Here is a 25,138-nt window from a genome sequence, read left to right as displayed (position 1 = left end):
GCTAACGATGCTCATATCAGCTTTTCTAGCTTGAAAAAGATCGTTGTACCACAATTTTTTTGAAAAGTGAGACAACGATTTCCAATTAATCTTTATAAATATTCAGACTTTCGTCATAAACCGGACTCTGTATTCCCAGAAAATGTAAAACACTGTGAAAAACATGGTTTTGGGATACCGTTTTATTAGGTTTGAGCTGTTTGGAACCATCCGATACCCAAACGATAAAAGGAATATCATATTGTTCCTTTGGAGCGAGGCTTAACGGTAATCCGTGCATGTATAAATTCTTTTCGCCCAACGATTCGCCATGATCCGAAACAAATAGCATCGTACTGTTATAATCTTTTAACTGTTTTAGATTTTCAATTACTTTATAAAGAATATAATCGGTATAAACAATTGTATTATCATAGGCATTGATCAGTTCCTCTTTCGAACAATTTCCTAATTCAACGCTGTTGCAAACCGGTTTAAACTTTTCGAATTGAGCCGGGTATTTTTGACTATAAGTCGGCCCGTGACTCGTACTGGTGTGTAACACAATAAATACTTTATTACTCGTACTGGCTTCGATTCGTTCTTTTAGGCCAGTTAGAAGCATTTCATCGTAATTGCATGGATCACCTTGGCAATCCGGGGCGAGTTGTTCTCTTTTTTGATACTCTTTAATATGAACGGGTGGCTCTCCCCAGTTGGAAGTTCTCCAAACAACATCGACATGATTTCGGAATAAATAATTGGGTAAAATCTCATACAAATCGTCCGTATTGGTATGTTCCAGAATACATTTTACGCCAGCAGTGGTGTAGGTTGCACAGGAAGTAGCGTCAAAATGAAAAACATTTGGCGTTTGCGACAGGAGCGGATTGGTGTTTTTACCATAGCCATATAAAGAAAAATTCTGACTTCTTGCCGATTCGCCTATTACTAAAACGACAACCGATTTTTTAGTGTCTTTTATTGTGGCATCGGGTAACAGAATTTCTTTTTCGTTTTGTTTCTGTTTATGAATATAAAAAAGAGACATATTTACGCTATACGACCAGGGCATCGCAAGGCCGCCCAATGTTTTTGAATTTTTATCAATCCACAACCAATTGCTCGCATTTGCAAATGCTAACGCCAGAATAAATACCAGACTAAGTGACGCAGTGATTAAAAATTTCTTTACCGGAACGCTGGTTAGCTTTACTTTTATGATATAAATACTTGGAAGTATCGCCAGAAAAAGCAAATAGAATACCAATTTGATCGAAAAATAACTGCTCGATTCCGTATAATTGGTATTGAGTACGTTACCAATCATACTTTCGTCTATTATAACATTGTAGGTATTGATAAAATAAACCGCAATAGCATTACAAATAAAGGTTACGACCAATAAAAATTTTCCGACATAACGGGAAAGGGAAAAGATCAGGTAATACACAAAAGCATTGGCGACCAGCATTATAATTATCAAGCTGACAATTAATAGTATGCCGTTCAGACTTTTATACTCGACATTATTACAAACAAAGGCGAAAAAAGGGTAATGAAAAAATAAAAAAGTTATAAAACTCATTAGTAAAACAAAACGAGTCAGGGTCACATTATTTCTGAACATAAACTTTAATGATTTTGTATGTGGAAAAAAGTAAGCAAATCAAAGACAAATAGAATATTATCAAATTCTCATGAATGATTCGGTTGATCAGTACAACTGCACAAATCAGGAACAATACAATAAAAATAGGATAATATTTTTTATCATTAACCCATGCCCAAATTTTATATTTCCGACTTATAAAAATACCTAAAAGCCCCGAAATATAACCAATAATACTCCCCACAATGACATCTATCGGATAATGTGCGCCCACGCCAACACGGGTAAAAACAAGAATCAATCCGATAAAAATGGCTAGGAAAAACCATATGATTTTATGACTTAGCTTTTTGGGCATAAAGGCAAACATCAAAATGGTATGCGCGGTAAAAATAGTGATGGAATGTCCCGAAGGTAGACTGTTGTTACCCGATAGTATTTCTCCGGTGATAATAAATTTAGAATGATCAATCATTGCGGCCGGTCTCGGTACAGCAAATAAACTTTTTAAGACGCGGGTGATTAGGCAAGAAATAAGCGACGCCGATAAAAAAGCTTCCCATATTTTGGGAGCATACACAATAAAAATACTTAAAAGCGACAATGAAATCAGACAATCTCCAAATTGAGTCAGATTAAATTGAAGATTGGGGTAGATCCCCAAATGATGATTAATAAAAAAGAAGCTATCCTGTTGGATTTTTGTATAGCTACTGATCGATAAAGCATGCTGTTGATATAGAAATAAAACAATTGTAATTAAAAGAAATAGCGGTAAAAGAAACAGAAATACCCGAAGCTTTGAATAATTAGTACTAATTTTTGTGTTCATTCTATATTTTTATTTAAACGATTTGTTGTTCAGTTAGATACAGATGTATTTATACTTTGGGATACTCGACATATCAAAATTTATCGGAATCTGAGGTTAGAATGTAAAAAATAGCGCTGGGGATTTTCATGGCGTAAAAGTAGAAATACAATGCTGAATAAATTTGGAAGACATAATTGTTTACTATTTCTTGATGTAAAATGATATAGTCTTTAAAAACAATTGGATAGAAAGCCCTGATATGCCATGAATATCAATAAATTCATAAGATGCTGTGTTAACAATTTGTTTACTTTAGACTTGAGGTACCAATAACTTTACATTGCGTAGCTCCGAATTTTGTTGAAATTGAAAGAACCCGGATGGCAAACAAAAGTATTGATCAATAAAATTGAGCTGTTTTGAAGCGGATGGTCAGTCACAAAGGCAAAAACAGCCCAATTATAAAAAGTGTTTAGTGGTTAACCGCTTTTAGGAATGTACCGGAACTATCAAATAGCAAATCTTTTCCATCGACTTCTGCTTCATATGTAAGTGCACCTTTGGCATCGGTAATTTTTGCCGCTTCCTTAATCTTTTTCCCGGGGAAGTTTTTCGCAATATAGGTTTTGATATTTGCGGGTAGGGTAGTTACATTTATTTCAATTTCTGTTTCAACGATTTTCCCGGAGGCGTCAAGCAGTACGGAATAGTCCTCTTGTGCCATCTTAAATTCCGCCTCATAATTGGCTTTTTCTTTTTCCCATTTCAAATGGGGCGCATTGGGGTAATTTTTTTGTAAGGCCGATTTAACTGCTGACGGAACTTCTTTGTCCGATATTTTCTGTGCATTGGCCAGGGAAATACTTGCCGCTGTAGCCAATATAAAAAACAACATCTTTTTCATGTCTTTAAATTTTTAAAAGTTGAAGAACAAACTTGCAACTCAATTTAGAAGAAATTCTGAACGACAATTCCTTTTTTAAAACACAGCAATAAAAAGCAGGTTTTAGTACGTAAGAAATTATCCAATTGTATTTGTAAAAGTGTGTTATTTAATTGTAAAATATTTAAAATCAGGTATTTATACCCTGTTTAACTACTGTGTGTTATTGTAATTTTGATTGGAAATACAATACCAGCGGAAGTCGAAAAACTGGAAAAATGAGTAGACAAAACTTTAAATTTTATCAAAATGGATGCAGAATTAAAAAACGCACAGGAGTTAGAAGCGGCATTAAGTAATGTCGCCTTGATTACCAACATTCAGGTAATCATCGACACGGATAAGATTATAAATGATTATCCGAAAGGTGGAAGTACTGACTCGACAAAACCAACCGGTATTGGTCACCAATATCAGTATATGGTAGCTTCAAATTTAACGGGAAGCAAAGGAAGTGGAACAGCAGATTTAGAGATCAATGCCGTTTCCGGCGACGTTGTCCGATTTAATGCCGTATCGGAATATGATAACTTTAACAATGCGGTTATCATCTATAACATTCAGAAATTTGGAGGTACGGATGTATTTGGCCCTTTCACCTCGAAAGTATTTACTGCAACCGGAGTGCAACCTTCTGTTGGTGCATCGCCGCTTCCGATTCAACAGGTTAGCGGAATGAGTTATTGGTTTTATCAGGCTGATGTGATCAAGCCTGGAACCGAAGACTACAATGTTAGTTTTGCCCTTTATACGCTGGACAGAGCATCGGGCAACATGAAATTATTCGGTTACTTCGTTTGGGATCCAAGAATTATTGTTAAATAATACATGATTACAAAATTCAGCCCCAAACTGAAGAAATTAAAATGGCTATCCGAAACCTAGTTTTTGATAGCCATTTCTATTTTGATGCAACAGGTGCGTATTTGTTTAATACTTTAATTACTTGCCGCGGTTAATTTTTGTTTCACATCTTCGGGCATTCTCCAACTGAAATCGGTTAGAATTTTACGGTAGGTTTCTTTCCAGAATTCGGAATTAGCATCCGACAGTTTGCTTTTATTTTTGTTAAGATACACCGCAATTTCATATACCTGATGGAATCCGTTATAGGCATTTTCACTTTTTCGGAAAGCACTAATGGCATTGTTGACATCTTTATCAAGTAAATAACGGAACCCGTCGGCTTCGAATTTTTGAGCCTGTTCGCTATTTGCCTCTTTTTTATCAACTTTAATAAAGTGGGTTTCGATCGTTTCTTTTAAAAGCTTTTCTTTTTTGGCTATCGTGCTATCAGAAGATTGGGCAATAATTTTGTCCTGAATCGTAATAATAGTGTCTTTTATTTTTAATGAGTTGGTTAACCGGCTTTTAATGGTTTCCAGTTCTGCAATGTCATTTAGAAGGTTTTTTTTCCTTTCGTTTAGTGAATAGGTCTGAAAGGAAATAAACAAATAGCCGATAAGAGTCAGGGCAATACCAATTATAGGTAGGTACCGTGTTTTTTTAGTTAGGTTGTTCATCGTTTTCAGGTTTTACATTAGAAATATATTTTAAGGCATCATCCCACATTTTTAACACCCGGAATATACATAGTGTTAAAGTACCCGTTGGTACCAGAAGGGCAACAAAACTGGCATAGTTTTTTTCGACCAATGCGACATAAATTCCAATTCCAACCAAGGAAACGGCCGATAAGGTTGTTAGTATTACGTAGATCATCCGTTCCATTTTAAAGGTGTCTACAAGTTTCTGAACTTCTTCTATTTTTCCCATTTGTATTATGATTTTAAAAAGCCGTAACGAGGGATTAAAGGAGCGGGTTATTATGTAATATGACCTCGTTATTTGCTTATGGTTATTGATATGACTGTAAAAATTGACAAACCGAATAGCTTTAATTATTTTGCGACGGAAGCGGATGTATTGCCTAGGTTGAGTCCCCAATTGATTCCAAATAAAGCCAAAAGGTTATCCGTTACCTGAAAATCTTTTCCGAAACCTCCGGTCAGACTAATGTTTTTATCCAACGCAAAACTGATATTACCAACGGATCGTTCACTGCTAATACTTCCATTACGTTTCACATATTCGTATCCGAACGTAAATTTTCCAAACTCAAAATTGACTTTACCGCCAAAATCCCGATAATAACTGGTTGTATAGGTATCGGCTACTTCCATATTAAAACCGTCTTCAATATAACGGGCGATTGCCAAAACACTCATATAGTTGTTGGTAGTGCTTTTCTCGTCGTCTTCGTTTAAAATCAGATTGAATTCTCCGGTTAACCAGGAACCAAAACGACTCACCGTGCCGCTATCGGTGGAGTTTTCTTTAAAAAGATTGCTGTAGGCCAATGCTGCATCCAGTTTAAAAATTGGCTTGATTGTTTTTTGAAAGGGTTTAAAGCGCTCTTCAATTTTTTGTTGCTCCAGGTAGAATTTTTTAAAAGCCTCCTCTTTTTTCGGTCCTTCCTCCATGGTCAAAATCTGCATAGGTGGTGAAGGGAGTTTTAACAATTCGTCGGCAATTTTTTCGGCATTGTTGTAAATCTGTTCTTTATCAAAAAAGCGCAATAGCGTCGTTCGTATACCAATAGAAAAAGTTTTACGATCATTATCTCCGACAATATTCTTAAAATCTTTTTTTAAATAAGCAAAAGAGAGCGTTGTTGTATTGAGTCCGCTAAATGGATTTTGTTTTAAAACATCGTTTTCTTTGGTAACGCCAATGTATTTATAATAGGTTCGGCTTTTACTTTTGGTGTTGATAAAAAAATAAGGAGCGACTTCAATGGCCAGACTTTCACCAAAATTGTTTTGGACATGTAACGCCAAAGCTTTTACATTTTCCGGTGTATAAACATCGGTAACGGTTTCTTCCAATAATTGGAATGCCGGACTCGTGATATTGGACATCTGAAACTGACTTAGTTCTACATCGGTTTGGGCATTAGCATACCAGTAATTACCGATAAGCAATAGGAGGATTACGTAATTTTTTTTCATCTGCTTATGATTTTACAATTTTGATATAGGCATAGGCAATAAAAAAACTAGGGGTAATTTTCTGTTTTTCAACGGTCATTTCAAAACGTTGATCATTGTAAATTAAAGTGTATGCTACCTGTGTAGTATTAAAAATAGGAGTGATATTACTACCAGCGGGAACAAAAAAAGAAGAAACGATAGACATTTCTTTATTGTCCAATGCACTAATGTCACCAAGATCGATGCTGAATTTATACAGTTTACTTTGTCTGACAATAACGTCATTGAAACTAATGTTGGTTGCCACAATGGCATCGGAACTGATGACGGCCTGTAGTTTTACCTGAGCGCCTTCGGGAATACTGATTGTTTTCATAATTATTTGATTTGTAGTTGATTGATAAAGGTAAAGTATTTGTATTAGGCAGGTATTAGTGTTTTTACGTAATCTTTGATGTTTTTTTACAGTACGTTGACCGAATTATTCCGGTAGGAGATTAAAAATCAACGATCAGGATATCCGAAAAGGGTTTGTTCCCCATTGGCATTCACCGTATCTTTGCCGCATGGATTCAGTAACACAGATTGTACTCGGAGCGGCCGTTGGCGAAAAGATTCTCGGTCGGAAAATTGGGAATCGCGCGATGTTGTATGGTGCTATTGCCGGTACAATTCCGGATTTGGATGTCGTGATCGGACTATTTTTAGATCCGTTATCTGCTGTCGAAATTCATAGAGGATTTAGTCATTCCGTACTGTTTTTTATCCTTTTGTCACCGTTTCTCGGTTGGCTTATTGCCCGAAGGGAAAAGGAAAGCAAAGTTTCCGTGATGAATGGAGCCAGTCTGGTTTTCTGGGCTTTGTTTACCCATGCTTTATTGGATGCCTTTACAACCTGGGGAACACAGTTATTATGGCCAATGGCTAATAAATTGGCTTTCCGCTCCATTTTTGTAGTGGATCCATTATATACACTTCCGTTCCTGTTTTGTTTGATCATGGCTATGCGGAAAGCCCGTACCGATTACAGTCGGACGCTATGGAACAACCGCGGACTTAAAATTAGCTCGGCTTATCTTATGCTGACATTGGTGTTAAAAGGCGTTACGTATTATAAATTTCAACAGGCACTCACCCTTTCGGGAATGGAAGTGCTGCAACTCGAAACCAAACCGACACCCTTAAACACCATTCTCTGGACGGCTACGGCAGAAACCAAAACAGATTATTGGATCGGAGACTATTCCTTTTTGGATACTAAACCAATCACTTTTAAGCGTTATCCTAAAAATCAGGAGTTGTTAGACGGTTTTATAAAAGATAAAACAATCCAGCGCCTGATCGCTTTGTCGGAAGGAAAATATACCGTTACGGAAAAAGATGGAAAGCTGTATTTTAACGATTTGCGTTTCGGATTACTCAACCGAAATGAAACCAATCCGCAGTTTGCATTTAGTTATGAACTGCTACCTTCCAAAAACGGATTTCAAACTCAGGAAGTACCAAAAACCAGACAGGAAGGAATGTTGTTACTACGACAACTCTGGAAAAGAATTCAGGGAAATTAAACACTGCATTTCTCTTTTTTAACGATAGACTTAACGACTATTTTGCTATACAAATAAGTCAGTAAAGACATTATATAACATTTTTAGTACATCTTTATAGTACCCTGTTTATCATTTGTTTAAATGCTTAAAAGAAAGGAATGTAAACGATGTGGAATACTATGTTAAAAATAGTAAACATACTATTGGTTGTAGCGATAGTGGTTAAAAATTTATGGGATGCCTATTGGTTGTTAGGAGAACCGGAGCAATTGGTAGCTATCATTATTTCGGACGATTATTGTGTGATTTTAGGATGGTTGTCACTGATTGCAACAGTGTTTATTCTGTTGCCATACACTTATGTTACCGGGTATTGGCTCACTATTTATAAAATAATAAATCTGATCGTTTTTTATATAATAGAAGGAAAACCGATGGCAATACTTTTGGAAATACTACTATTGGTGGTTACCATTTTACTGATTCGATATGGACATTGTTTTTCAAAACGGTATTTATGGAACGATATGACACTGGAAGATGGCTTTAATAAATAAATCCGATATTGGTATCGAAACTATCCATTTTGGCGTAGGGCATTTTAAAAGCGGAATTCGTATTTTTGAGTTCCTTAAATAAATTGCCATGAAAATTGTAATATCTCCAGCCAAATCACTGGATTTTGAATCGACACTACCAACAAGTCATTATACGGAAGCATCCTTTTTAAAAGAAGCCAATACGGTACATCGCGTATTGAAAAAAAAGAAACCGAAACAACTTTCGGAATTGATGGATATTTCCGAAAAACTGGCCGATCTTAACTGGCAACGCAACCAGAAGTGGGCCACGCCATTTACACCTGAAAACGCCCGACCTGCGGTATATGCTTTTAATGGTGATGTATATGTTGGATTGGATGCCTATTCGTTACCGGCGGAAAAATTACCCGTTTTGGAAGAAAAGTTGCGAATTCTTTCCGGTTTATACGGATTATTAAAACCATTGGATCTGATACAACCGTACCGACTGGAGATGGGAACCAAACTTCCGGTGGGAAAAAGCAACGATTTATATGAATTCTGGAAGCCAAAAATTACAAAAGCACTAAACAGCGAACTTAAAAAAGACGAGCTGTTTATTAATTTGGCCAGCAACGAATATTTTTCGGCTGTAGATAAAAAAGCGCTGAAAGTACCCGTTATCACTCCTGAATTTAAAGATTATAAAGATGGAAAACTAAAAATGATCAGCTTCTTTGCCAAAAAGGCGAGAGGTATGATGGTGCGCTATATTATCGATACCGATGCACAGACAATCGACGATCTGAAAGGGTTTAATTACGAAGGGTATCAATATGATGCGAATCTGAGTAAAGGCAATACCCTGGTGTTTACGCGCTAATTCAAATCAGTATAAATAAAGCGATTACAATTGTTTTTAACAGAATTTTCGTAATTTTAAGGAACCAAAACGTTGTATTTATGAAAAAAGTATCCTTTATTTTAGGGCTAACACTGCTTCTGGTAGTAGCCGGCTGTAAATGCACAAAAAATGCTGCAGCCTATGATAAACTAACGGCCAATGGCTGGGAACTGGAATACATCACCGGTGTGCGTATTGCTTTCGAAGGATTATATCCGGACACGAAACCGCAATTGTCGTTTACCAAAACCGGAGAGGCAAATGGAAATAGCAGTTGTAATCCGTTTTCAACCCGTTATACCACAAAAGAACCGAACAGTATTGCGATTGAAGCTCCAAAAGCCATGACCATGCGCTTTTGTGAAGGAGAAGGAGAGCGTCGTTTTCTGGATATGATGCAGAAAGTTACTAAATATGATGTGACTCCCGACGGAAAACTCGTGTTGCTAATGGATGATATCGTAGCCATGCGTTTTAAAAAGAAATCGTAAACGACTTTAAAAAGAAAGAGATGAGGAAAATAGCATTTGTTTTTGCGCTTCTGGCTTTGACTGTGGCGTGTAAGAAAAATTCGGATAAAGAAAAAACGACGGATAGCGACATCGACATGGTACCTACGGTGCAGGAAGAATGCTATGAATACCGCAAAGACGGGAATACCATCTATATGCACCTCAAAAAAGAAGCCAATGCCGTTACCGGTAATCTGGAATATGCCTATAGCGAAAAAGATTCCAATACCGGAACCTTTAGCGGTACGATTAAAGACGATGTGTTGATTGCAACCTATACCTTTACTTCGGAAGGAATGGAAAGCAAACGGGAAATCGCTTTTCAGGTTAAGGATAAGACTTTAATAGAAGGTTATGGCGAAGTGGAAGAAAAAAACGGAGCCGTAACATTTAAAAACCCGGACAAACTCGTGTTTAATTCCGGTATGCCACTCGCTAAAGTGGACTGTAAGAAATAAAAAAATCCCGACGATCTGTCGGGATTTTTTATTTTAATGCATATAGAAATATTCTTCGTAATCGCGTAGGGTTTCGCGGGTCATTTTTTTCTGATCGCGGGAGATTTCGCGTAAGGCTTCAACTCCTTTTTTAGCACATCGTTTTATGCGGCTCAGACGCAATGAAAAATCCATTAACCGGTTGATGTCTTCCGGACTTAATTTATTACTGAGTTCTGTAACGTAATCTTTGAATTCGTATACGACACCTCGGTTTTCTTCGTATTCGGATTTTAAATCCTCCAACAGTTCGTTTATTTCTTTTTCGATATCATTGCAGCGGTCTTCACTTTTCCGGCTGAATTCTTCAATGATTTTCTTCTCGGAGTTGCTGAATAATCCCATGGTAAGTTTTTTTAGGGTTAATAACTATTTTAAAATCAAATAGTTGCTATACTGTAAAAATACGGATTTTTTAATACAATTAAAAGGAGAAAACGTTTTTATAACGCAAGCATAATACCATAAAAAAACTCCGGAAGTATTTCCGGAGTTTTATAACAAATTAAATAACCTTATTTAAAATTAATGAACATTCGACATGTCTACTTTACCGCCGGAGCCTTTCTTGATCAATAGTACAAACGGTACACAGATCAGGAAGAGGATTCCCAGGTACATAAAAACGTCCATATACGATAATACCGTACTCTGTTTCATAACCGACAGTTCGATGGCTTTATGGGCTTTGTCCAGTGCTTCGCTACTGCTAAATCCTTTCGACATAAATCCCATTTGCAATTGCTGAATACGTTGTTGCACTTCGAATTTGGAACCGTCTAAATTGGCGATCAGATCCACGCGGTGCGACTGCGTAAAACGGGCTATAAAAGTCGTAATGATCGCAATACCGAACGAACCACCCAACTGACGCATCATTCCGGTAAAAGCGGCTCCTTCTCCAATATTTTTCCCTTTTAAAGTCGACAGTGCCAACGTGGTAATTGGTACGAATAATAATCCCAAACCAACACCTCTAAGGATTAACGGCCAGAACATATGTTCGGTTCCGGTATCCGGAGTGATCACATTGTGCATCCAGAAGGTAAAAATAAAGAACAACAGGAATCCGGTGGCAACCATATACGATTGCGGTACGCCTTTCTGGATTAATCGGCCAATGATTGGCATCATAAATCCGGTCATAATCGAACTCGGAATCAATAATAAACCGGCATCTGTAGCCGTCCATCCTAAAATAGACTGCGTATAGATCGGGATAATAAACGTGGAACCGTATAATCCGAATCCAAGAATAAAACACATAATGGTTCCTACCCGAAGGTTTCGATCCTGTAATACGCGTAAGTTTACAATCGGATATTTATAGGTTAGCTGTCGCCAGATAAACAGTAATAATCCGAAGAATGAAACAACACTAAGGGTTACAATGATCGGATCGGCGAACCAGTCGTCTTGTTGCCCGTGTTCCAAAACAAACTGTAGGGAACCGATAAAGGACGACAGGAACACAATGCCCCACCAATCGACCTGATTGGCTTTTAATTTTTCACCATATTTCGGACTCTTTACAAACGAAAGGGTCAATAGGGTTGCGATGATTCCCAATGGAATATTGATATAGAAAATATACGGCCATGAAAAATTATCAACCAGATAACCTCCTAATGGCGGACCTAAAGTAGGTCCCACAATCACACCCATACCATAAATTGCCTGTGCCATTCCTCGTTTGGCTGCGGGATAACTTTCCGTAATAATGGTCTGAGCGGTTACCAATAAGGCACCACCACCCATACCCTGGATAAAACGGAAGGCTACCAACTCCCATATATTGGAGGCATTACCACAAAGAAAAGAGGAAATGGTAAAGATAATAATGGAGGCTGCAAAATAGTTTCTTCGACCGAATTGTTGCGACAACCAGCTGGTCATCGGGATTACGATTACGTTTGCAATCGCATAGGCCGTGATCACCCAGGCAACATCGGTAAGTGTAGCCCCTAAACTACCTCTCATGTCGTTTAAGGCTACGTTTACGATAGTAGTATCGACAATCTCCAATAGGGCACAAAGTACCGCGGTGATTGTGATGATGACTCTTCGAAAGCCATATTCTACTAAATTATCTTCTCCGGCTGCTTCCATATTATTTTACGTGTACGTCAACTTCTACGTTCATTCCCGGACGTAATAATTTTACTTTTTCAGGATCGTTGCTTGGCGTTAATTTGATTTTTACCGGTAGACGTTGGATCGTTTTTACGAAGTTACCCGTTGCATTGTCCGGAGGAAGGATTGAAAAACGCGCTCCGGTTGCCGGTGAAAATGAATTTACTTCTCCTTCGAATTTGGTATCCGGATAGGCATCAACTACGATGATTACTTTCTGACCTTCACGCATTTTGTTTAACTGCGTTTCTTTAAAGTTTGCCACAACCCATGTTTCCTGATTGTTGATGATATAGAATAACGATTGTCCCGGTTGTACCATTTGTCCCGGTTGAATGTCAATATTCGAAACCTGACCGTCAATAGCAGCAGTAACTACGGTATAGCCTAAATTCAATTCGGCTGCTTCCAAGGATGCCTGTGCTTTTTTGATATTAGCAGCAGCAACCGATGTTTGTTTGTTGGCTACATTCGTTTTAGAAACCACAGCATCACGTTGGTGTGCACTGGCATTGCGTTGTTGTTGTAATACTTCAACCTGTTTTTCAGCTTCTTGTTTGGCTGCTAAAGCCTGTTCGTATTGCTGTTTGGTGATCGAGTGGTTTTTATACAGGTTTTCATAACGCTCGAAATCATTTTTAGCACGACCCAAACGGATTTTTGCCGCATCGATATTCCCTACATTGGACTGAATTGTCGCATCGGAAATTGAAATATTGGCTGCAGAAGCACTTACATCAGCTTTGCTCACTTCAAAAGAGCTTTCGGCACTGGCTAAAGCCGCTTTAGCTTCTTCTACACGTACCAGATAATCTTTGTTGTCGATTACAAAAAGCGTGTCGCCTTTTTTAACGAAATCATTGTCTTTTACATATACTTTCGCTACATACCCCGATACACGTGGTATAATAGGGTTCATGTTTTTTTCGATCTGCGCATCGTCGGTCTCCTCGTGAGACTGAGCGTGCATATATTTGAATATTCCGTATACCGAACCCAGAATAACTAGTGTTCCCAGAACAATGATGAATTTTTTATTTGATGGTTTCTTTTCCATGATCTTTACAGAAATTAATATTAGTTTTTGGTAAGGGTTAGGGATGAGGTTAATTTACCTCCGGCCGCCAATGCGGTATAGTATTTTTCGATACTATTGGCTTTGGAGTAGGCCAGGTTGATTTTAGACTGAAGTTGCTCTACGTCGGCTTCCAGTAAATCGTTGGTATCCGACAAGCCGTTGTCGTATTTATCTTTTACGATACGGTAGTTTTCGGTAGCCTGCTCAACCGCTTCCTGGTATACTTTGTTTTGTTTTAAAGCCAGTTGGTAGTTTTCGTTTGCCTGCTGGTTTTCCACTTTTACGCGGTCGGTCATCATTTCTACAACCTGTTCTGCTTCGTGTGCTTTACTTTTCGCTGCTTTTACTTCTTTCCCGTTTTTGAAAATAGAAGTCAGATCATACGAAAGACCAACACCAAAGTTCATCGCGTTGGTAACGGTCATCACATTCTGAAGATCCAGAGCGATATAACCTCCCATCAGAGAGATCGACGGATAGTAATTGGCCTGAGCGATTTTTACATTGGCATCGGCAGCTTTTTGTTGGGAACGAATGGCTTCCAAATCATTTCGTCCGCTTAATGCGTCTTCTGCGGTAGCATTCAAAATGTTGTTTTTATCAAAAACAGCAGCATTCGGAACGATTTGAGTGCTTTCCGGTAATTTTAATAAAGTAGCCAATTGGAAGTTAATCGTGCTTACATTTTTCTTCGCATCTTCCAAAGCAATTTTATAATTGGATACCTGTAATTGCGCTTTTAATAAATCGTTTCGGGCAATCAGACCATTGGCTTCCATCGCTTTAAAATCCTTTACGCGTTGTTCGGCACTCTTAATGTTTTCGGTTATTAATTGTGTGCTTTCCTGTGCTTTGTATAGGTTTACATAAAGTTTTACTACATCAAGAGCTAATTGTTCTTTGGTGTTTTTGGCCGTGTATTGTTCTGCCTGATACAGGTTTTCGGCTACCTTGATGTTGTTTTGGATTTTAAATCCGGCAAACAAGGGTACCGACGCGCTTGCTTGTCCGAGCATTAACTGGTTTACCTTTGGTGCCGCACTGGATCCTTCTTCACCACCACCGCCAATTTTCAGGTTCACATCGGCGTTGGTCAGACGCTGATATTGTCCGCTGACTTTTAAGTCGGGGTATTGACGGTTTTTTACCGATTGCATTTCGAATGCTTTGGTGGCCACTTTGGTATCGGCCATTTTTGCCTCGGTACTTTGTGTCATAGCCAGTTGGATTGCTTCTTCCAATGCCATTTTCTTCTCCTGAGCTTCAGTAGAGAAAACACCAAATAGAAAGAAGGCGCCCAACCAGAGGGAACTATTCTTCATAGGTTAAAAGTGCTTTAATGGTTTTTTGTATGTGTTTTGTTAAATCGTTTTTGATATAATGATCATATTTTTCCTCGGTGTCGAGTTCTAATAATTCCGTATAAAACGTACGGTTCATCTGGAAATGGAAAAAAGTACCCATTACGGTCGGTGGAATCATCGTGATGTTAATATTGGGTTTAAAAACACCTTTTTCCTGTCCTTCCTCAATAATGTCTCGTAAGGCTTCCAGATTATAGCGCTTCACTTCGTTAAAGGACTCACAGTTGATCTCTCTTTTTTTGGAACTGATTTCAAAATGAATGATCTGATACATCCCTTTATTTTTGTTGATACGGGTGATGTACAGTTCAATTAGTTTATCGATCTTTTCAAAAGGGGAAAGGGCTTCTTTGTGTAAGTTTTCAATCTGAAGGCGTAAACCGGCTATACGTGCAATTATAAGGGCTTCCAGTAGTTTTTCTTTTGAGCCAAAATAGTAGGAGATCATCGCTACATTTATATTGGCCGCTTTGGCTATGTCTCTGACAGAAGTTCCATCAAAACCATGTTCGGAAAACAACCGTTCTGCAACCAGCAGAATCTCGTGTTGTTTATCATTAAATTCAGACATCACATAATTGGTTTGAAATGCGAGTACAAAATTAAACACTTGTTTAAATTAAACGTTTGTTTAGTTTTATTTTAACGTTATTTTAACTTAAATAAATGAGAAGAAAGAGGCTGGAAAAAAGAGGGAAGATAGCGATTATTTTAAATGATGAATTTTAAATTTTGAATTTTGAATGGGAATATAAAGAACCTTGAAAATGCTGTAGATTTGATTTATTTTTCTATTTTTACAAACTTCCAATGCAATAAAAAAGGCAACACTAAAGTTGCCAATTGTATACGTTAAAACCCGAAATTTATTGTAATAGATAAAATCTATGTTTTTAGTTTAACTGTTTTTAAATGAGTGGTTTGGTATTCTTTATTTAAACTATAGTTTTGATAAAATTAGGAATGCTTTCAATCGGATTATTTTTTAGAAAATTTACAAAAGCACTACCAATTATCGCGCCTTTTTGATGTTGTGTCGCCTGTAAAAACGTCTCCCGATTACCAATGCCAAATCCGACAATCTGCGGATTTTTTAAATTCATTCCGGCAATCTTTTTAAAATAATTTTCCTGATCTTTTCCAAAGGAATTTTGACTTCCGGTGACACTTGCGCTACTCACCATATAGATAAATCCGCTGGAGATTTTGTCGATATGTCGGATACGTCCTTCGGATGTTTGTGGGGTGATTAGAAAAATATTCAGTAAGCCATTTTGCTCAAAAATAGCCTGATAGTCGGTTTCATAAACGGCAATGGGAAGATCAGGAATGATCAATCCGTCGATGCCTATTTCGGCACATTTCCGACAAAAATTAGCAATGCCATATTGCAATATTGGGTTAAAATAGCCCATGATCAATAACGGAATCTGAACCGTTTTCCGAATGTCTTTGAGTTGTTCGAATAAACGTTCGGTAGTCATTCCGTTTTCTAACGCCTCGGTCGAACTGGCCTGAATAGTTGGTCCGTCTGCCAATGGGTCGCTAAACGGTAAACCGATTTCAATCATATCCACACCGCTTTTTTCAAGGGATTGGATAATCGGAACCGTGTCGTTTAAATCTGGATAACCGGCGGTAAAATATAGGGAAAGGATTTTTTTGTCTTCCTGTAGTTTTTGAGTGATGCGATTCATAATCTGTTTTTTTACTAATACAATTTATAATCCGAAATAAGAGATATAGGTATTTAAGTCTTTATCGCCACGACCAGAAAGATTGATCACAACAATATCGTTGACTCCGAATGGTCGCTGTTCCAATACGGCTAAGGCATGAGCACTTTCGATGGCCGGAATGATCCCTTCGGTTTTACAAAGTTCCAGTCCGGCTTGCATGGCTTCGTTATCGGTAGCGGCAGCAAATTCGGCGCGACCACTTGTAAATAAATGCGCGTGTAACGGACCTACACCGGGATAGTCCAATCCTGCCGAAATAGAATAGGGTTCGGTAATCTGACCGTCATCGGATTGCATTAATAAGGTTTTGCTTCCGTGAATGATACCGGTTTTACCTAAAGCCGAAGTCGCGGCACTTTCTCCGGAATCAATTCCCTTTCCGGCGGCTTCCACAGCGATAAGTCGTACGTTGGCATCATCCAGAAAATGATAAAAAGCACCGGCTGCATTACTACCACCGCCTACGCAGGCAATTACATAATCCGGATTTTTACGCCCTTCTTTTTCGAACAACTGGGTTTGAATTTCGGCTGAAATAACACTTTGAAAACGAGCAACCATATCCGGATACGGATGCGGCCCAACCACCGAACCGATAATATAATAGGTGTCTACGGGATTGTTGATCCAGTCGCGGATGGCTTCATTTGTAGCATCTTTTAAGGTTTTCGAACCGGAAGTGGCCGGGCGTACTTCGGCACCGAGCATTTTCATCCGGGCGACATTTGGCGCCTGACGCTGGATGTCGATTTCGCCCATATAAACAATACATTCCAAGCCCATTAAAGCACAAACAGTAGCCGTAGCAACGCCATGCTGACCTGCGCCGGTTTCGGCTATAATCCGTTTTTTACCCAGTCGCTTGGCTAATAAAACCTGTCCAATAGTGTTGTTGATCTTATGTGCTCCGGTATGACATAGGTCTTCGCGCTTCAGATAGATTCGGGTGTTGTACTTTTTCGAAAGGCGTTCGGCAAAATAGAGTGGTGTGGGACGACCTACATAATCGGTTAATAATGCCAGGAATTCCGACTGAAATGCAGGTTCTTCCATGATAGCTAAATAGCGTTGACGCAGTTCTTCTACATTCGGATAGAGCATTTCCGGGATAAACGCTCCGCCAAATTCGCCGTAATAGCCTTGTTCGTTTGCGTGGTAGGTTGTATTCATTTTAATTGTTTTTTAGGGTTACAATAGCCTGTTTACATAGGGGTATGTCTTTTAGGCCGGGTGCTGTTTCAAATTTGCTGTTAATATCTATAGCATAGGGTTTTAGTCCTGTTTTTGGTATTGTCTTGATGTGATCAATAGCAATTCCACCACTTAAAAAATAAGGTTTTAAGGAAGGGTAGTTCTTCAAAAGTGTCCAGTCAAAAGGGAAACCGTTTCCGCCGGGTAATTTTCCTTTGGTGTCGAACAGGTAGTAATCGCAAACGGATTCATAATCTTCTAGTTTCCGGAAATCGAAAGTAGTGTCGATCGAAAAAGTCTTGATGATTTCCACATCTGACGCATTTCGAATGGCGGTACATAATTCGGGTGTTTCCGATCCGTGTAATTGTACGGCTTGTAATTGGTAGCGTTCGATGGTTTCCAGAATGGTTGCGCTATCGGCATCAACAAAAACACCGGTTTTTTTAATTGTCTTCGGAATTTCCGGAAGGGTGTCGTTATAAAATCGGGCGGATTTTTTATAGAAAATAAAGCCCATATAGTCCGGTTGTAAGGCCGCTATCGCAGTAATATTCTCCGCATATTTCATCCCACATATTTTGATTCGAAATGATTTTTTCATGACTATTCAGCTAACTGATTTATAAAAATTTTAATGCTATTACCTAAATCATTACTTTTCATAAAATTTTCCCCAATCAGGAAACCTTGATAGCCATAATTCCGAAGGTCTTTTACGGCTGTTGTCGTACTGATTCCACTTTCTGAAATTTTTACAAAATCATCCGGAATCCGACTGGCCAGTGTCTTACTATATTCGAGGTTTACTTCAAAAGTTTTTAAGTTTCGATTGTTAACACCAATCATATTCAGACTTGGCATCAGACTTTTTTCAAGTTCCGCTTCGTTGTGAATTTCCAACAGTACTTCCAAACCAATCTGTTGCGCAAATTCGGATAGTGTTTTGATTTCCGCACGCGACAAAACGGCTGCTATCAATAGGATAACATCGGCTCCGTAGGCTTTGGCTTCCAGAATCTGATAGGGGTCGATAATAAACTCTTTTCGCAATAACGGAAGGCCAACCGAGGCTCTTGCGAGTACCAAATCGTCCAGAGAACCGCCAAAATATTTCCCATCGGTTAATACCGAAATACCACTGGCTCCGGCTATTTCGTAACTTTTTACAACATCGTCCACCGTATAACTAGTATTGATCACTGCTTTTGACGGAGAACGACGTTTGTGTTCTGCGATAATTCCCGTCGGACTGTTTTTCAAATTTTGACTTAAAGAATAAACGGTACGCTCGAACAAAACCGAAGCTTCGAGTTGGGTTTCAGGAATAAGGCTCTTTTTTAAAGCAACTTCTTTGTGCTTGTCGGCTATAATTTGATCTAAAATGTGCATCTTAACGGGAACTTAATTGTTGTAATTTGTTTAATTTTTCAAGGGCTTTACCGGATTGCAAACTTTCCATAGCCATAGCAAATCCGTCCGCTATACTCATTTGATTTACCGTAACAAGAGCAATCGCGGCATTGGCACAAACCACATTGTTTTGCGCTTCGGTTCCTTTTCCGGAAATAATGTCCAGAAAAAGTTGTGCCGATTCGGTTACGGTCGTTCCGCCTTTTATAGCATCCGGATCCAGGCGACTTACGTTAAAATCGTCGGGTTTTAGTATTTGTTCACTGCGATTGGAAATCAGTTTGGTATTCCCGGTTAGGGATACTTCATCATAACCGTCGAGGCTGTTTAAAATGGTAAAATTGATCGGCGTATTCTGGTATAAATAGGCATACATTCGGGCGAGTTCCAGATTAAAAACGCCCACCATCTGGTTTTTAGGAAACGATGGATTTACCATGGGACCCAACATATTAAAAAAGGTTTTTACAGCCAGTTCCTTTCGGATGCCGCCAACATTTTTCATCGCCGGATGAAATAGCGGCGCATGTAAAATACAAATATTGGCTTCTTCGATACATTGTTGTAAAAAACCGGCGTCGCTACTAAAACGGATCCCCAGATTTTCCATGACATTACTGGAACCGGATATGGAGGAAACACCATAATTTCCGTGTTTGGCCACTTTTGTTCCGGAACCGGCCACAATAAAAGATGCCAGGGTCGATATATTAAAAGTGTCTTTTCCGTCGCCACCTGTTCCACACAGATCAATGGTGTTGTAAGCCGATAAATCAACCGGGATGCAAAGGCTTAATAAAGCATCCCGAAATCCGGCCAGTTCATCGATGGTAATATTTCGCATCATATAGACGGTTAAAAAGCTGGCGATCTGACTCGGATTGTATGCGCCGTTGGAAATATTGACCAGAATATCCCGGGCTTCTTCGCGGCTCAGGATTTCCTGATTGATCAGTCTGTTTAATATTGTTTTCATGATTTTTAGAGATAATAAGGGCTGTATCTTAAAGCGAATTGGCTCCAGAAAGGGTTAGTAATAAAATGATATGTTAGTGTAAACTAGCTGTTTAACCAGTTTTGGAGGATGCTTTTTCCATCTGGTGTAAGTACGCTTTCCGGATGGTATTGCACGCCTTTTACATCAAATGTTTTATGGCGGAGTGACATGATCTGACCGTTATCGTCTACCGAAGTGATTTCTAGGTCGATCGGAAAATCCTCAGGGTTGATCACCCACGAATGATAACGTCCCACCTGTATGTTTTTGTTTAATCCGTTAAACAGTGGTTCATCGTCAACCGTGATGGTAACCGGAGTTGCGACTCCGTGGTATACTTTTTCAAGGTTGATCAAGCTTCCACCAAATACCTCGCCAATAGCCTGTTGACCAAGGCATACGCCCAAAATACTTTTAGTAGCCGCATACGTTCGGATGACTTCTTTTAGTAAGCCGGCTTCTTCCGGAATCCCGGGACCGGGCGACAATACGATTTTGTCGAAGTCTTTCAGTTCGTCGATCAGGAATTCATCATTGCGGAAAACCGTTACGGAACAGTCGAGATCTTCCAGGTAATGAACCAGATTATAGGTAAAACTGTCGTAATTGTCTATGATTACTATCTTTTTCATCGGATGCTTTATTTTGGGTTCTGTTTTTATTTTATTTCGGGTTAAATAGTGGTGGCCAATTCCAAAGCTTTGGTAAGAGCGCCAAGCTTGTTGTAAACCTCCTGCATTTCGTTTTCTTCAGACGAATCGGATACAATTCCGGCTCCGGCCTGATAATGTAATTGATGATTTTTACTTAAAAAGGTACGGATCATAATTGCGTGATTAAAGTTACCGTCAAAATCCATAAATCCAATAGCACCGCCGTAAAAATTCCGTGACGTGTTTTCAATGCTTTCTATGAGCTGCATGGCTTTATGCTTGGGCGCACCGCTCAAAGTACCGGCTGGAAACGTCGCGGCAACGGTCTGCATTGTCGTAGTTTTGTCGTGTAATTTCCCAGTAACTTTGGAAACCAGATGGATAACATGGGAGAAAAATTGCACTTCACGGTATTTTTCGACCTGTACATCACGACCGTTTCGGCTTAAATCGTTGCGCGCCAGATCGACCAGCATCACATGTTCGCTGTTTTCTTTTGGATCTTCCGATAATTGTCGGGCCAGCATACTATCCGTTTCGTCGTTTCCGGTTCGCTTAAATGTTCCAGCTATCGGATGGATTTCGGCTTTCCGGTTGTGTACGACTAATTGTGCTTCCGGCGATGATCCCATGATTTTAAAATCGCCATAATCGAAAAAGAACAGGTAAGGCGATGGGTTGATACTGCGTAAAGCGCGATAAACGTTGAATTCATCCCCTTTAAAAGCCTGAGAAAAACGACGGGATAATACGAGTTGAAAAACATCCCCGCGGAAACAGTGTTGTTTGGCGCGTGCAACCTGTTGTTTAAACTCGGAATCGGTCAGGTTGGAAAGCACATCGCCTTCGGTATCAAAGGCATAACTGGCAAAATTTTTCGAAAAAAGCAATTGTTCAATTTCCGGAATATTGTTCTGATTGTCGACACTATGACTAAAAATATACGCTTCGTTTTTAAAATGATTGATCGCGATAATGTTTTGATATACGGCATAATACAAATCCGGAATTTGTAGATCGCCCTGTTTTTTTGTTAGTGTCAGTTTTTCAAAATAACGTACGGCATCATAGGAAATATACCCGAACAAACCGTTGTTGATAAACTTAAATCCGTGGTTTTCCGATTCAAAGCGGGCTGCAAAATCCTGTACCGCGGTGATGACATCCGTTGGATGGATAATGGCATTTTGATTTACGGTACCGTCGGGAAAGCTTTGTACGATCGTTTCATTTTCCACTTTAATACTGGCAATCGGATTGCAACAGATATACGAAAAACTGTTATTATTGGCTTGATAATCACTGCTTTCCAGTAAGAGGCTGTTCGGGAATTTATCGCGGATTTTCAGATAAATGCTTACCGGTGTAATTGTGTCGGCAAGGATTTGTTTGTATTGGGTATGTAGGTGAAATTTTTTCATGGTAACGAAATTTTAATGCAACAAAAAAGGCCTGTCGTGATGACAGGCCTTTATCTATTTTTGATTTTAAAAATACAGATAGGAGGTATCGCTCACGATGTTCGACGTAAGGAATTCCACCACCAAGTATTGTTATAAAATGTGTTCATTGTTGTGAATTATGTTACAAAGGTATAAAAATCATTTTCAATTAAACAAGTCTTTTATTGAAAAAAAATAAAAAATATTTTTTAAGGTATTGTTTTATAGGTGTTTAGTGATGTTTTTTGCTTCGGATAAAGGCTTGCCTTTTAAACGGAGATAAAATTGATGTTTCGGACTGCCTATGATTTGTGCCGAATAAATACCGGTATGTCCGGAAAACAGATAGGCCGTTACACAGGCAATCGCAATATAAATCCCGCTTTCGACTCCAAATAGTTCAAGACCCATTAACGTACAGGCAATAGGCGTATTCGTGGCACCCGAAAAAACCGCAACAAATCCCATTCCGGCCAGTAAAGCCATAGGCAACGGAACAAACCAGAATAGCGCATTTCCTAAGGTGGCTCCGATAAAAAATAGCGGCGTTACTTCGCCGCCTTTAAAACCGGCACCAAGGGTAAATGCGGTAAACAGCAGTTTTGCGATAAAGTCATAGGAGGCTAAATTGGAATCAAAAGCAGCCTGGATAGTTGGTATTCCCAACCCGATATACTGCGTTGTGCCAATGGCATATACCGCCAATGCTATCACAATACCGCCAACAAAAGGGCGTAAAGGCGGAAATTGGATTCGGACTTTAAACTGATGGCTCCAAAAATGCGTGGTTTTAGAAAAGAGTAAGGCCGTAAGACCAAAGACAATTCCGGTAAATACAGTCCAGGCTATGGCTTGCGGACTCAGTTCCGGAACATAAGGAATAGAATAGTGCGTATGGTTTACATGCCAGGCCAGACAGGTATAATGTGCAATTGCAGCGACTAAAAAACCGGGTAAAATGGCTTCATATCGGATACGGCCTAAAATCATAACCTCCAACGCAAAAACCGCACCGGCCAATGGCGTTCCGAATACCGAGGCAAAACCGGCACTGATTCCCATGATCAATATAATTTTACGGTCTTCTTTTTTAAGTCCGAACCAATGGGAAATACGATCGGCTATGGCACCGCCCATTTGCACCGCTGTTCCTTCGCGTCCGGCCGATCCACCAAATAAATGGGTGAGTAATGTTCCGGCTAAGACCAATGGTACCATACGAAACGGAATCACTTTTTTGGGAGAATGGAATTCTTCGAGCAGTAAATTATTGCCTTTTACAACGTTTTCGCCCCAATAATGATAGCTTAATCCGATAAGTAGTCCGGCTAGTGGTAACAACGCTATAATCCAAAAATGCTGTTCTCTGTAAACCGTGACCCAATCGAGTGCCGTCAGGAAAAAAGCCGATAATGAACCGATAAGCACACCAATAATGATGGCCAATACCGACCAACGAATTAGAAATAAAAGCAAGGGAAGTTGCGGAAAGGCTGCAATGTGTCGTCTGAAAAAAGTGTTGTCCATAATTGTCTTGATTACATACATCTATACCGGCATAAGCCGTGTTACAGACGTCATCAGCTTTTTAAAGCGGTTCAAGGCAGACATCATTGCCATAATTAATCGGAACAAAGATAAGGATAAATTTTTATCGGATAGTAAACCGGAATGATTTTGAAATAAACAACAATCAATTTTGTGTTTTATTTCTGATAAAAACAGGGCGAATAACCGTATTTATTGTGTTTTTATCAGTTGTGGTTCGTTTTTTTAGGTTTCGGCTGCGAAAAATTAATTTCAAAAAATATTTTTTTATTTGGTGAATATTTAAAAAATGTTATAAGTTTGCAACATCAAAACAAATGATTTCGATGACAAATTCGGTTTTATCTATGGCGATGTGTATGTGCTGCTCAGTTAATGAGAGGAGCCTTGCTATTCGTTAATGTCGGTAAAACATTTTCAAATATCAGTAAACTCCTCAAGCAATTGGGGAGTTTTTTTTGATCCCAATCCAAACAAAAAATAAAACTTACAAAAATAATTTCAGATAAAAATGACCAAAACAACAACTTATATCACTAAAAAAACAACAGCTGCAGTTTGTATGATGATGATGTGTTGTTGTATGCGAAACTTCGCAAGAGGCCGTCTGTCGTATTAGTTGCTGTAAGATAATAGTACCTGTTGATAAGCCTCTTGTTCCCAAGAGGCTTTTTTTATACCCGATTTTTAAAAAACAAACAAAATAAACATGGAAGAAACAACAATCAGTTCACTAAAACAAGGAAAAAACCTAAGGGAAAGCCTGGCATTTTTGTCTGAAAATACTACTGGTAAAATAGTGTTTTCAACCAGTTTTGGTATGGAAGACCAATTGATTACCGATGCCATTTTTGCTCAGAACCTGGACAATGTGGAAGTCTTTACCCTCGATACCGGTCGTTTATTTCCGGAAACCTATGCGACTTGGGATAAGACCTTGTTGCAGTATGGTAAAAAGATAAAAACCTATTATCCGGAGCAAAATCACCTGGAAAAATTTGTGGAAGAACAAGGAATCAACGCTTTTTACGGAAGCACGGAATTACGCAAACAATGTTGCCATATCCGTAAAGTAGAACCATTGCAACGTGCTTTAAGCGGAGCAACGGTTTGGATAACCGGGCTTCGCGCCGATCACTCGGCGAACCGTAACAATCTGGAAATCGTACAATGGGACGCGCATTACCAGTTGTACAAATACATTCCGCTTTTGCACTGGACGTCTCAGGAAGTGAAAAACTACGCCGAATAAAAC

General features: G+C 39.0%; 27 protein-coding genes and 1 riboswitch. Of the genes, 7 read left to right on the top strand and 20 right to left on the bottom strand.

Translation table 11 applies throughout. From position 1 onward, the window contains the following. Positions 1–85: 85 nt before the first annotated feature. The 3 genes from eptA to Q1R07_RS15575 all read right to left on the bottom strand — a co-directional run bounded on the left by eptA (position 86) and on the right by Q1R07_RS15575 (position 3,309). Complete coding sequence (gene eptA / locus Q1R07_RS15585) at positions 86–1,609, bottom strand: phosphoethanolamine--lipid A transferase EptA (RefSeq protein ID WP_300492058.1); 1,524 nt, start codon at positions 1,607–1,609, stop codon at positions 86–88. Continuing rightward, a complete protein-coding gene (locus Q1R07_RS15580) occupies positions 1,596–2,423 on the bottom strand; it encodes a phosphatase PAP2 family protein (RefSeq protein WP_300492056.1) in 828 nt (275 codons plus the stop codon). Before Q1R07_RS15580 ends, eptA begins: the two co-directional genes overlap by 14 nt. A 454-nt stretch (positions 2,424–2,877) precedes the next feature. Continuing rightward, positions 2,878–3,309 (bottom strand): PepSY-like domain-containing protein, encoded by a 432-nt coding sequence (locus Q1R07_RS15575; protein ID WP_300492054.1) that lies wholly within the window; start codon positions 3,307–3,309, stop codon positions 2,878–2,880. Between the two features lie 288 nt (positions 3,310–3,597). On the opposite strand from Q1R07_RS15575, the gene Q1R07_RS15570 reads away from it, so the two are divergent. After that, positions 3,598–4,173 carry an inclusion body family protein gene (locus Q1R07_RS15570; RefSeq protein ID WP_300492051.1) on the top strand — a complete coding sequence of 192 codons (576 nt, stop codon included), beginning with the start codon at positions 3,598–3,600 and terminating at the stop codon, positions 4,171–4,173. Positions 4,174–4,286: 113 nt separating this feature from the next. Here Q1R07_RS15570 and Q1R07_RS15565 read toward each other — a convergent pair whose 3' ends face one another. From Q1R07_RS15565 to Q1R07_RS15550, 4 genes are all read right to left on the bottom strand, one after another. After that, positions 4,287–4,871 carry a hypothetical protein gene (locus tag Q1R07_RS15565; protein WP_300492048.1) on the bottom strand — a complete coding sequence of 195 codons (585 nt, stop codon included), beginning with the start codon at positions 4,869–4,871 and terminating at the stop codon, positions 4,287–4,289. Then, the gene (locus Q1R07_RS15560; RefSeq protein WP_300492046.1) at positions 4,855–5,124 is read right to left on the bottom strand and encodes a hypothetical protein; all 270 of its coding nucleotides are present in this window, start codon (positions 5,122–5,124) and stop codon (positions 4,855–4,857) included. Before Q1R07_RS15560 ends, Q1R07_RS15565 begins: the two co-directional genes overlap by 17 nt. A gap of 125 nt (positions 5,125–5,249) precedes the next feature. Continuing rightward, positions 5,250–6,359 (bottom strand): hypothetical protein, encoded by a 1,110-nt coding sequence (locus Q1R07_RS15555; protein ID WP_300492044.1) that lies wholly within the window; start codon positions 6,357–6,359, stop codon positions 5,250–5,252. Between the two features lie 4 nt (positions 6,360–6,363). After that, complete coding sequence (locus tag Q1R07_RS15550; RefSeq protein ID WP_300492042.1) at positions 6,364–6,717, bottom strand: hypothetical protein; 354 nt, start codon at positions 6,715–6,717, stop codon at positions 6,364–6,366. Between the two features lie 190 nt (positions 6,718–6,907). On the opposite strand from Q1R07_RS15550, the gene Q1R07_RS15545 reads away from it, so the two are divergent. The 5 genes from Q1R07_RS15545 to Q1R07_RS15525 all read left to right on the top strand — a co-directional run bounded on the left by Q1R07_RS15545 (position 6,908) and on the right by Q1R07_RS15525 (position 10,286). Then, a complete protein-coding gene (locus tag Q1R07_RS15545; protein ID WP_300492039.1) occupies positions 6,908–7,909 on the top strand; it encodes a metal-dependent hydrolase in 1,002 nt (333 codons plus the stop codon). 161 nt (positions 7,910–8,070) lie between these two features. Next, positions 8,071–8,448, top strand: a complete 378-nt coding sequence (locus tag Q1R07_RS15540; RefSeq protein ID WP_300492037.1) for a hypothetical protein — start codon at positions 8,071–8,073, stop codon at positions 8,446–8,448. Between the two features lie 88 nt (positions 8,449–8,536). Continuing rightward, entirely contained in the window at positions 8,537–9,295 is a 759-nt protein-coding gene (yaaA, locus tag Q1R07_RS15535; RefSeq protein WP_300492035.1) for a peroxide stress protein YaaA, read from the top strand. Positions 9,296–9,375: 80 nt separating this feature from the next. Then, on the top strand, positions 9,376–9,807 hold the full coding sequence (locus Q1R07_RS15530; protein ID WP_300492032.1) for an META domain-containing protein: 432 nt from the start codon (positions 9,376–9,378) through the stop codon (positions 9,805–9,807). A gap of 20 nt (positions 9,808–9,827) precedes the next feature. Next, entirely contained in the window at positions 9,828–10,286 is a 459-nt protein-coding gene (locus tag Q1R07_RS15525; protein WP_300492030.1) for a hypothetical protein, read from the top strand. 33 nt (positions 10,287–10,319) lie between these two features. On the opposite strand, the gene Q1R07_RS15520 is transcribed toward Q1R07_RS15525, so the two are convergent. The 13 genes from Q1R07_RS15520 to Q1R07_RS15460 form a co-directional block, all read right to left on the bottom strand. Then, positions 10,320–10,670, bottom strand: coding sequence for a hypothetical protein (locus tag Q1R07_RS15520; protein ID WP_136401809.1), 351 nt, complete (start codon positions 10,668–10,670; stop codon positions 10,320–10,322). A gap of 180 nt (positions 10,671–10,850) precedes the next feature. Beyond that, positions 10,851–12,434, bottom strand: coding sequence for an MDR family MFS transporter (locus Q1R07_RS15515; RefSeq protein ID WP_300492027.1), 1,584 nt, complete (start codon positions 12,432–12,434; stop codon positions 10,851–10,853). A 1-nt stretch (position 12,435) separates the two neighbouring features. Beyond that, positions 12,436–13,515 (bottom strand): HlyD family secretion protein, encoded by a 1,080-nt coding sequence (locus tag Q1R07_RS15510; RefSeq protein ID WP_300492025.1) that lies wholly within the window; start codon positions 13,513–13,515, stop codon positions 12,436–12,438. A gap of 20 nt (positions 13,516–13,535) precedes the next feature. Beyond that, positions 13,536–14,858, bottom strand: coding sequence for a TolC family protein (locus Q1R07_RS15505; protein WP_300492022.1), 1,323 nt, complete (start codon positions 14,856–14,858; stop codon positions 13,536–13,538). Continuing rightward, the gene (locus tag Q1R07_RS15500) at positions 14,848–15,471 is read right to left on the bottom strand and encodes a TetR family transcriptional regulator (protein WP_300492021.1); all 624 of its coding nucleotides are present in this window, start codon (positions 15,469–15,471) and stop codon (positions 14,848–14,850) included. The genes Q1R07_RS15505 and Q1R07_RS15500 overlap by 11 nt, the downstream gene beginning before the upstream one ends. Before the next feature lie 364 nt (positions 15,472–15,835). Then, entirely contained in the window at positions 15,836–16,597 is a 762-nt protein-coding gene (gene trpA, locus Q1R07_RS15495; RefSeq protein ID WP_300492019.1) for a tryptophan synthase subunit alpha, read from the bottom strand. Positions 16,598–16,621: 24 nt separating this feature from the next. Continuing rightward, positions 16,622–17,809 (bottom strand): tryptophan synthase subunit beta, encoded by a 1,188-nt coding sequence (gene trpB / locus Q1R07_RS15490; protein ID WP_300492017.1) that lies wholly within the window; start codon positions 17,807–17,809, stop codon positions 16,622–16,624. Position 17,810: 1 nt separating this feature from the next. Continuing rightward, entirely contained in the window at positions 17,811–18,434 is a 624-nt protein-coding gene (locus Q1R07_RS15485) for a phosphoribosylanthranilate isomerase (RefSeq protein WP_300492015.1), read from the bottom strand. 2 nt (positions 18,435–18,436) lie between these two features. Next, positions 18,437–19,222 (bottom strand): indole-3-glycerol phosphate synthase TrpC, encoded by a 786-nt coding sequence (trpC, locus tag Q1R07_RS15480; RefSeq protein WP_300492012.1) that lies wholly within the window; start codon positions 19,220–19,222, stop codon positions 18,437–18,439. A 1-nt stretch (position 19,223) separates the two neighbouring features. Then, positions 19,224–20,219, bottom strand: a complete 996-nt coding sequence (gene trpD / locus Q1R07_RS15475) for an anthranilate phosphoribosyltransferase (RefSeq protein WP_300492010.1) — start codon at positions 20,217–20,219, stop codon at positions 19,224–19,226. Positions 20,220–20,302: 83 nt separating this feature from the next. After that, positions 20,303–20,872, bottom strand: coding sequence for an aminodeoxychorismate/anthranilate synthase component II (locus Q1R07_RS15470; protein WP_300492009.1), 570 nt, complete (start codon positions 20,870–20,872; stop codon positions 20,303–20,305). Positions 20,873–20,913: 41 nt separating this feature from the next. After that, positions 20,914–22,314, bottom strand: a complete 1,401-nt coding sequence (locus tag Q1R07_RS15465) for an anthranilate synthase component I family protein (protein WP_300492007.1) — start codon at positions 22,312–22,314, stop codon at positions 20,914–20,916. 243 nt (positions 22,315–22,557) lie between these two features. Then, the gene (locus tag Q1R07_RS15460) at positions 22,558–23,862 is read right to left on the bottom strand and encodes a voltage-gated chloride channel family protein (protein ID WP_300492005.1); all 1,305 of its coding nucleotides are present in this window, start codon (positions 23,860–23,862) and stop codon (positions 22,558–22,560) included. Between the two features lie 37 nt (positions 23,863–23,899). Then, a riboswitch (Fluoride riboswitch) is annotated at positions 23,900–23,962 on the bottom strand. A 630-nt stretch (positions 23,963–24,592) separates the two neighbouring features. Between Q1R07_RS15460 and Q1R07_RS15455 the strand changes: the two genes are divergently transcribed. Then, positions 24,593–25,135 carry a phosphoadenylyl-sulfate reductase gene (locus tag Q1R07_RS15455; protein WP_300492003.1) on the top strand — a complete coding sequence of 181 codons (543 nt, stop codon included), beginning with the start codon at positions 24,593–24,595 and terminating at the stop codon, positions 25,133–25,135. Positions 25,136–25,138 lie beyond the last annotated feature (3 nt).

The organism is Flavobacterium sp., assembly GCF_030146175.1.
In the GTDB taxonomy this organism is placed as follows: domain Bacteria; phylum Bacteroidota; class Bacteroidia; order Flavobacteriales; family Flavobacteriaceae; genus Flavobacterium.
Note: the sequence above shows the minus strand (reverse complement) of the source record. Positions and strands in the feature narration are given on the sequence as shown.

What these genes read in the sequence shown, in the direction of transcription:
- eptA (WP_300492058.1), bottom strand. Translation starts at nt 1,609, where the DNA reads ATGTTCAGAAATAATGTGACCCTGACTCGTTTTGTTTTACTAATGAGT.
- Q1R07_RS15580 (WP_300492056.1), bottom strand. Translation starts at nt 2,423, where the DNA reads ATGAACACAAAAATTAGTACTAATTATTCAAAGCTTCGGGTATTTCTG.
- Q1R07_RS15575 (WP_300492054.1), bottom strand. Translation starts at nt 3,309, where the DNA reads ATGAAAAAGATGTTGTTTTTTATATTGGCTACAGCGGCAAGTATTTCC.
- Q1R07_RS15570 (WP_300492051.1), top strand. Translation starts at nt 3,598, where the DNA reads ATGGATGCAGAATTAAAAAACGCACAGGAGTTAGAAGCGGCATTAAGT.
- Q1R07_RS15565 (WP_300492048.1), bottom strand. Translation starts at nt 4,871, where the DNA reads ATGAACAACCTAACTAAAAAAACACGGTACCTACCTATAATTGGTATT.
- Q1R07_RS15560 (WP_300492046.1), bottom strand. Translation starts at nt 5,124, where the DNA reads ATGGGAAAAATAGAAGAAGTTCAGAAACTTGTAGACACCTTTAAAATG.
- Q1R07_RS15555 (WP_300492044.1), bottom strand. Translation starts at nt 6,359, where the DNA reads ATGAAAAAAAATTACGTAATCCTCCTATTGCTTATCGGTAATTACTGG.
- Q1R07_RS15550 (WP_300492042.1), bottom strand. Translation starts at nt 6,717, where the DNA reads ATGAAAACAATCAGTATTCCCGAAGGCGCTCAGGTAAAACTACAGGCC.
- Q1R07_RS15545 (WP_300492039.1), top strand. Translation starts at nt 6,908, where the DNA reads ATGGATTCAGTAACACAGATTGTACTCGGAGCGGCCGTTGGCGAAAAG.
- Q1R07_RS15540 (WP_300492037.1), top strand. Translation starts at nt 8,071, where the DNA reads ATGTTAAAAATAGTAAACATACTATTGGTTGTAGCGATAGTGGTTAAA.
- yaaA (WP_300492035.1), top strand. Translation starts at nt 8,537, where the DNA reads ATGAAAATTGTAATATCTCCAGCCAAATCACTGGATTTTGAATCGACA.
- Q1R07_RS15530 (WP_300492032.1), top strand. Translation starts at nt 9,376, where the DNA reads ATGAAAAAAGTATCCTTTATTTTAGGGCTAACACTGCTTCTGGTAGTA.
- Q1R07_RS15525 (WP_300492030.1), top strand. Translation starts at nt 9,828, where the DNA reads ATGAGGAAAATAGCATTTGTTTTTGCGCTTCTGGCTTTGACTGTGGCG.
- Q1R07_RS15520 (WP_136401809.1), bottom strand. Translation starts at nt 10,670, where the DNA reads ATGGGATTATTCAGCAACTCCGAGAAGAAAATCATTGAAGAATTCAGC.
- Q1R07_RS15515 (WP_300492027.1), bottom strand. Translation starts at nt 12,434, where the DNA reads ATGGAAGCAGCCGGAGAAGATAATTTAGTAGAATATGGCTTTCGAAGA.
- Q1R07_RS15510 (WP_300492025.1), bottom strand. Translation starts at nt 13,515, where the DNA reads ATGGAAAAGAAACCATCAAATAAAAAATTCATCATTGTTCTGGGAACA.
- Q1R07_RS15505 (WP_300492022.1), bottom strand. Translation starts at nt 14,858, where the DNA reads ATGAAGAATAGTTCCCTCTGGTTGGGCGCCTTCTTTCTATTTGGTGTT.
- Q1R07_RS15500 (WP_300492021.1), bottom strand. Translation starts at nt 15,471, where the DNA reads ATGTCTGAATTTAATGATAAACAACACGAGATTCTGCTGGTTGCAGAA.
- trpA (WP_300492019.1), bottom strand. Translation starts at nt 16,597, where the DNA reads ATGAATCGCATCACTCAAAAACTACAGGAAGACAAAAAAATCCTTTCC.
- trpB (WP_300492017.1), bottom strand. Translation starts at nt 17,809, where the DNA reads ATGAATACAACCTACCACGCAAACGAACAAGGCTATTACGGCGAATTT.
- Q1R07_RS15485 (WP_300492015.1), bottom strand. Translation starts at nt 18,434, where the DNA reads ATGAAAAAATCATTTCGAATCAAAATATGTGGGATGAAATATGCGGAG.
- trpC (WP_300492012.1), bottom strand. Translation starts at nt 19,222, where the DNA reads ATGCACATTTTAGATCAAATTATAGCCGACAAGCACAAAGAAGTTGCT.
- trpD (WP_300492010.1), bottom strand. Translation starts at nt 20,219, where the DNA reads ATGAAAACAATATTAAACAGACTGATCAATCAGGAAATCCTGAGCCGC.
- Q1R07_RS15470 (WP_300492009.1), bottom strand. Translation starts at nt 20,872, where the DNA reads ATGAAAAAGATAGTAATCATAGACAATTACGACAGTTTTACCTATAAT.
- Q1R07_RS15465 (WP_300492007.1), bottom strand. Translation starts at nt 22,314, where the DNA reads ATGAAAAAATTTCACCTACATACCCAATACAAACAAATCCTTGCCGAC.
- Q1R07_RS15460 (WP_300492005.1), bottom strand. Translation starts at nt 23,862, where the DNA reads ATGGACAACACTTTTTTCAGACGACACATTGCAGCCTTTCCGCAACTT.
- Q1R07_RS15455 (WP_300492003.1), top strand. Translation starts at nt 24,593, where the DNA reads ATGGAAGAAACAACAATCAGTTCACTAAAACAAGGAAAAAACCTAAGG.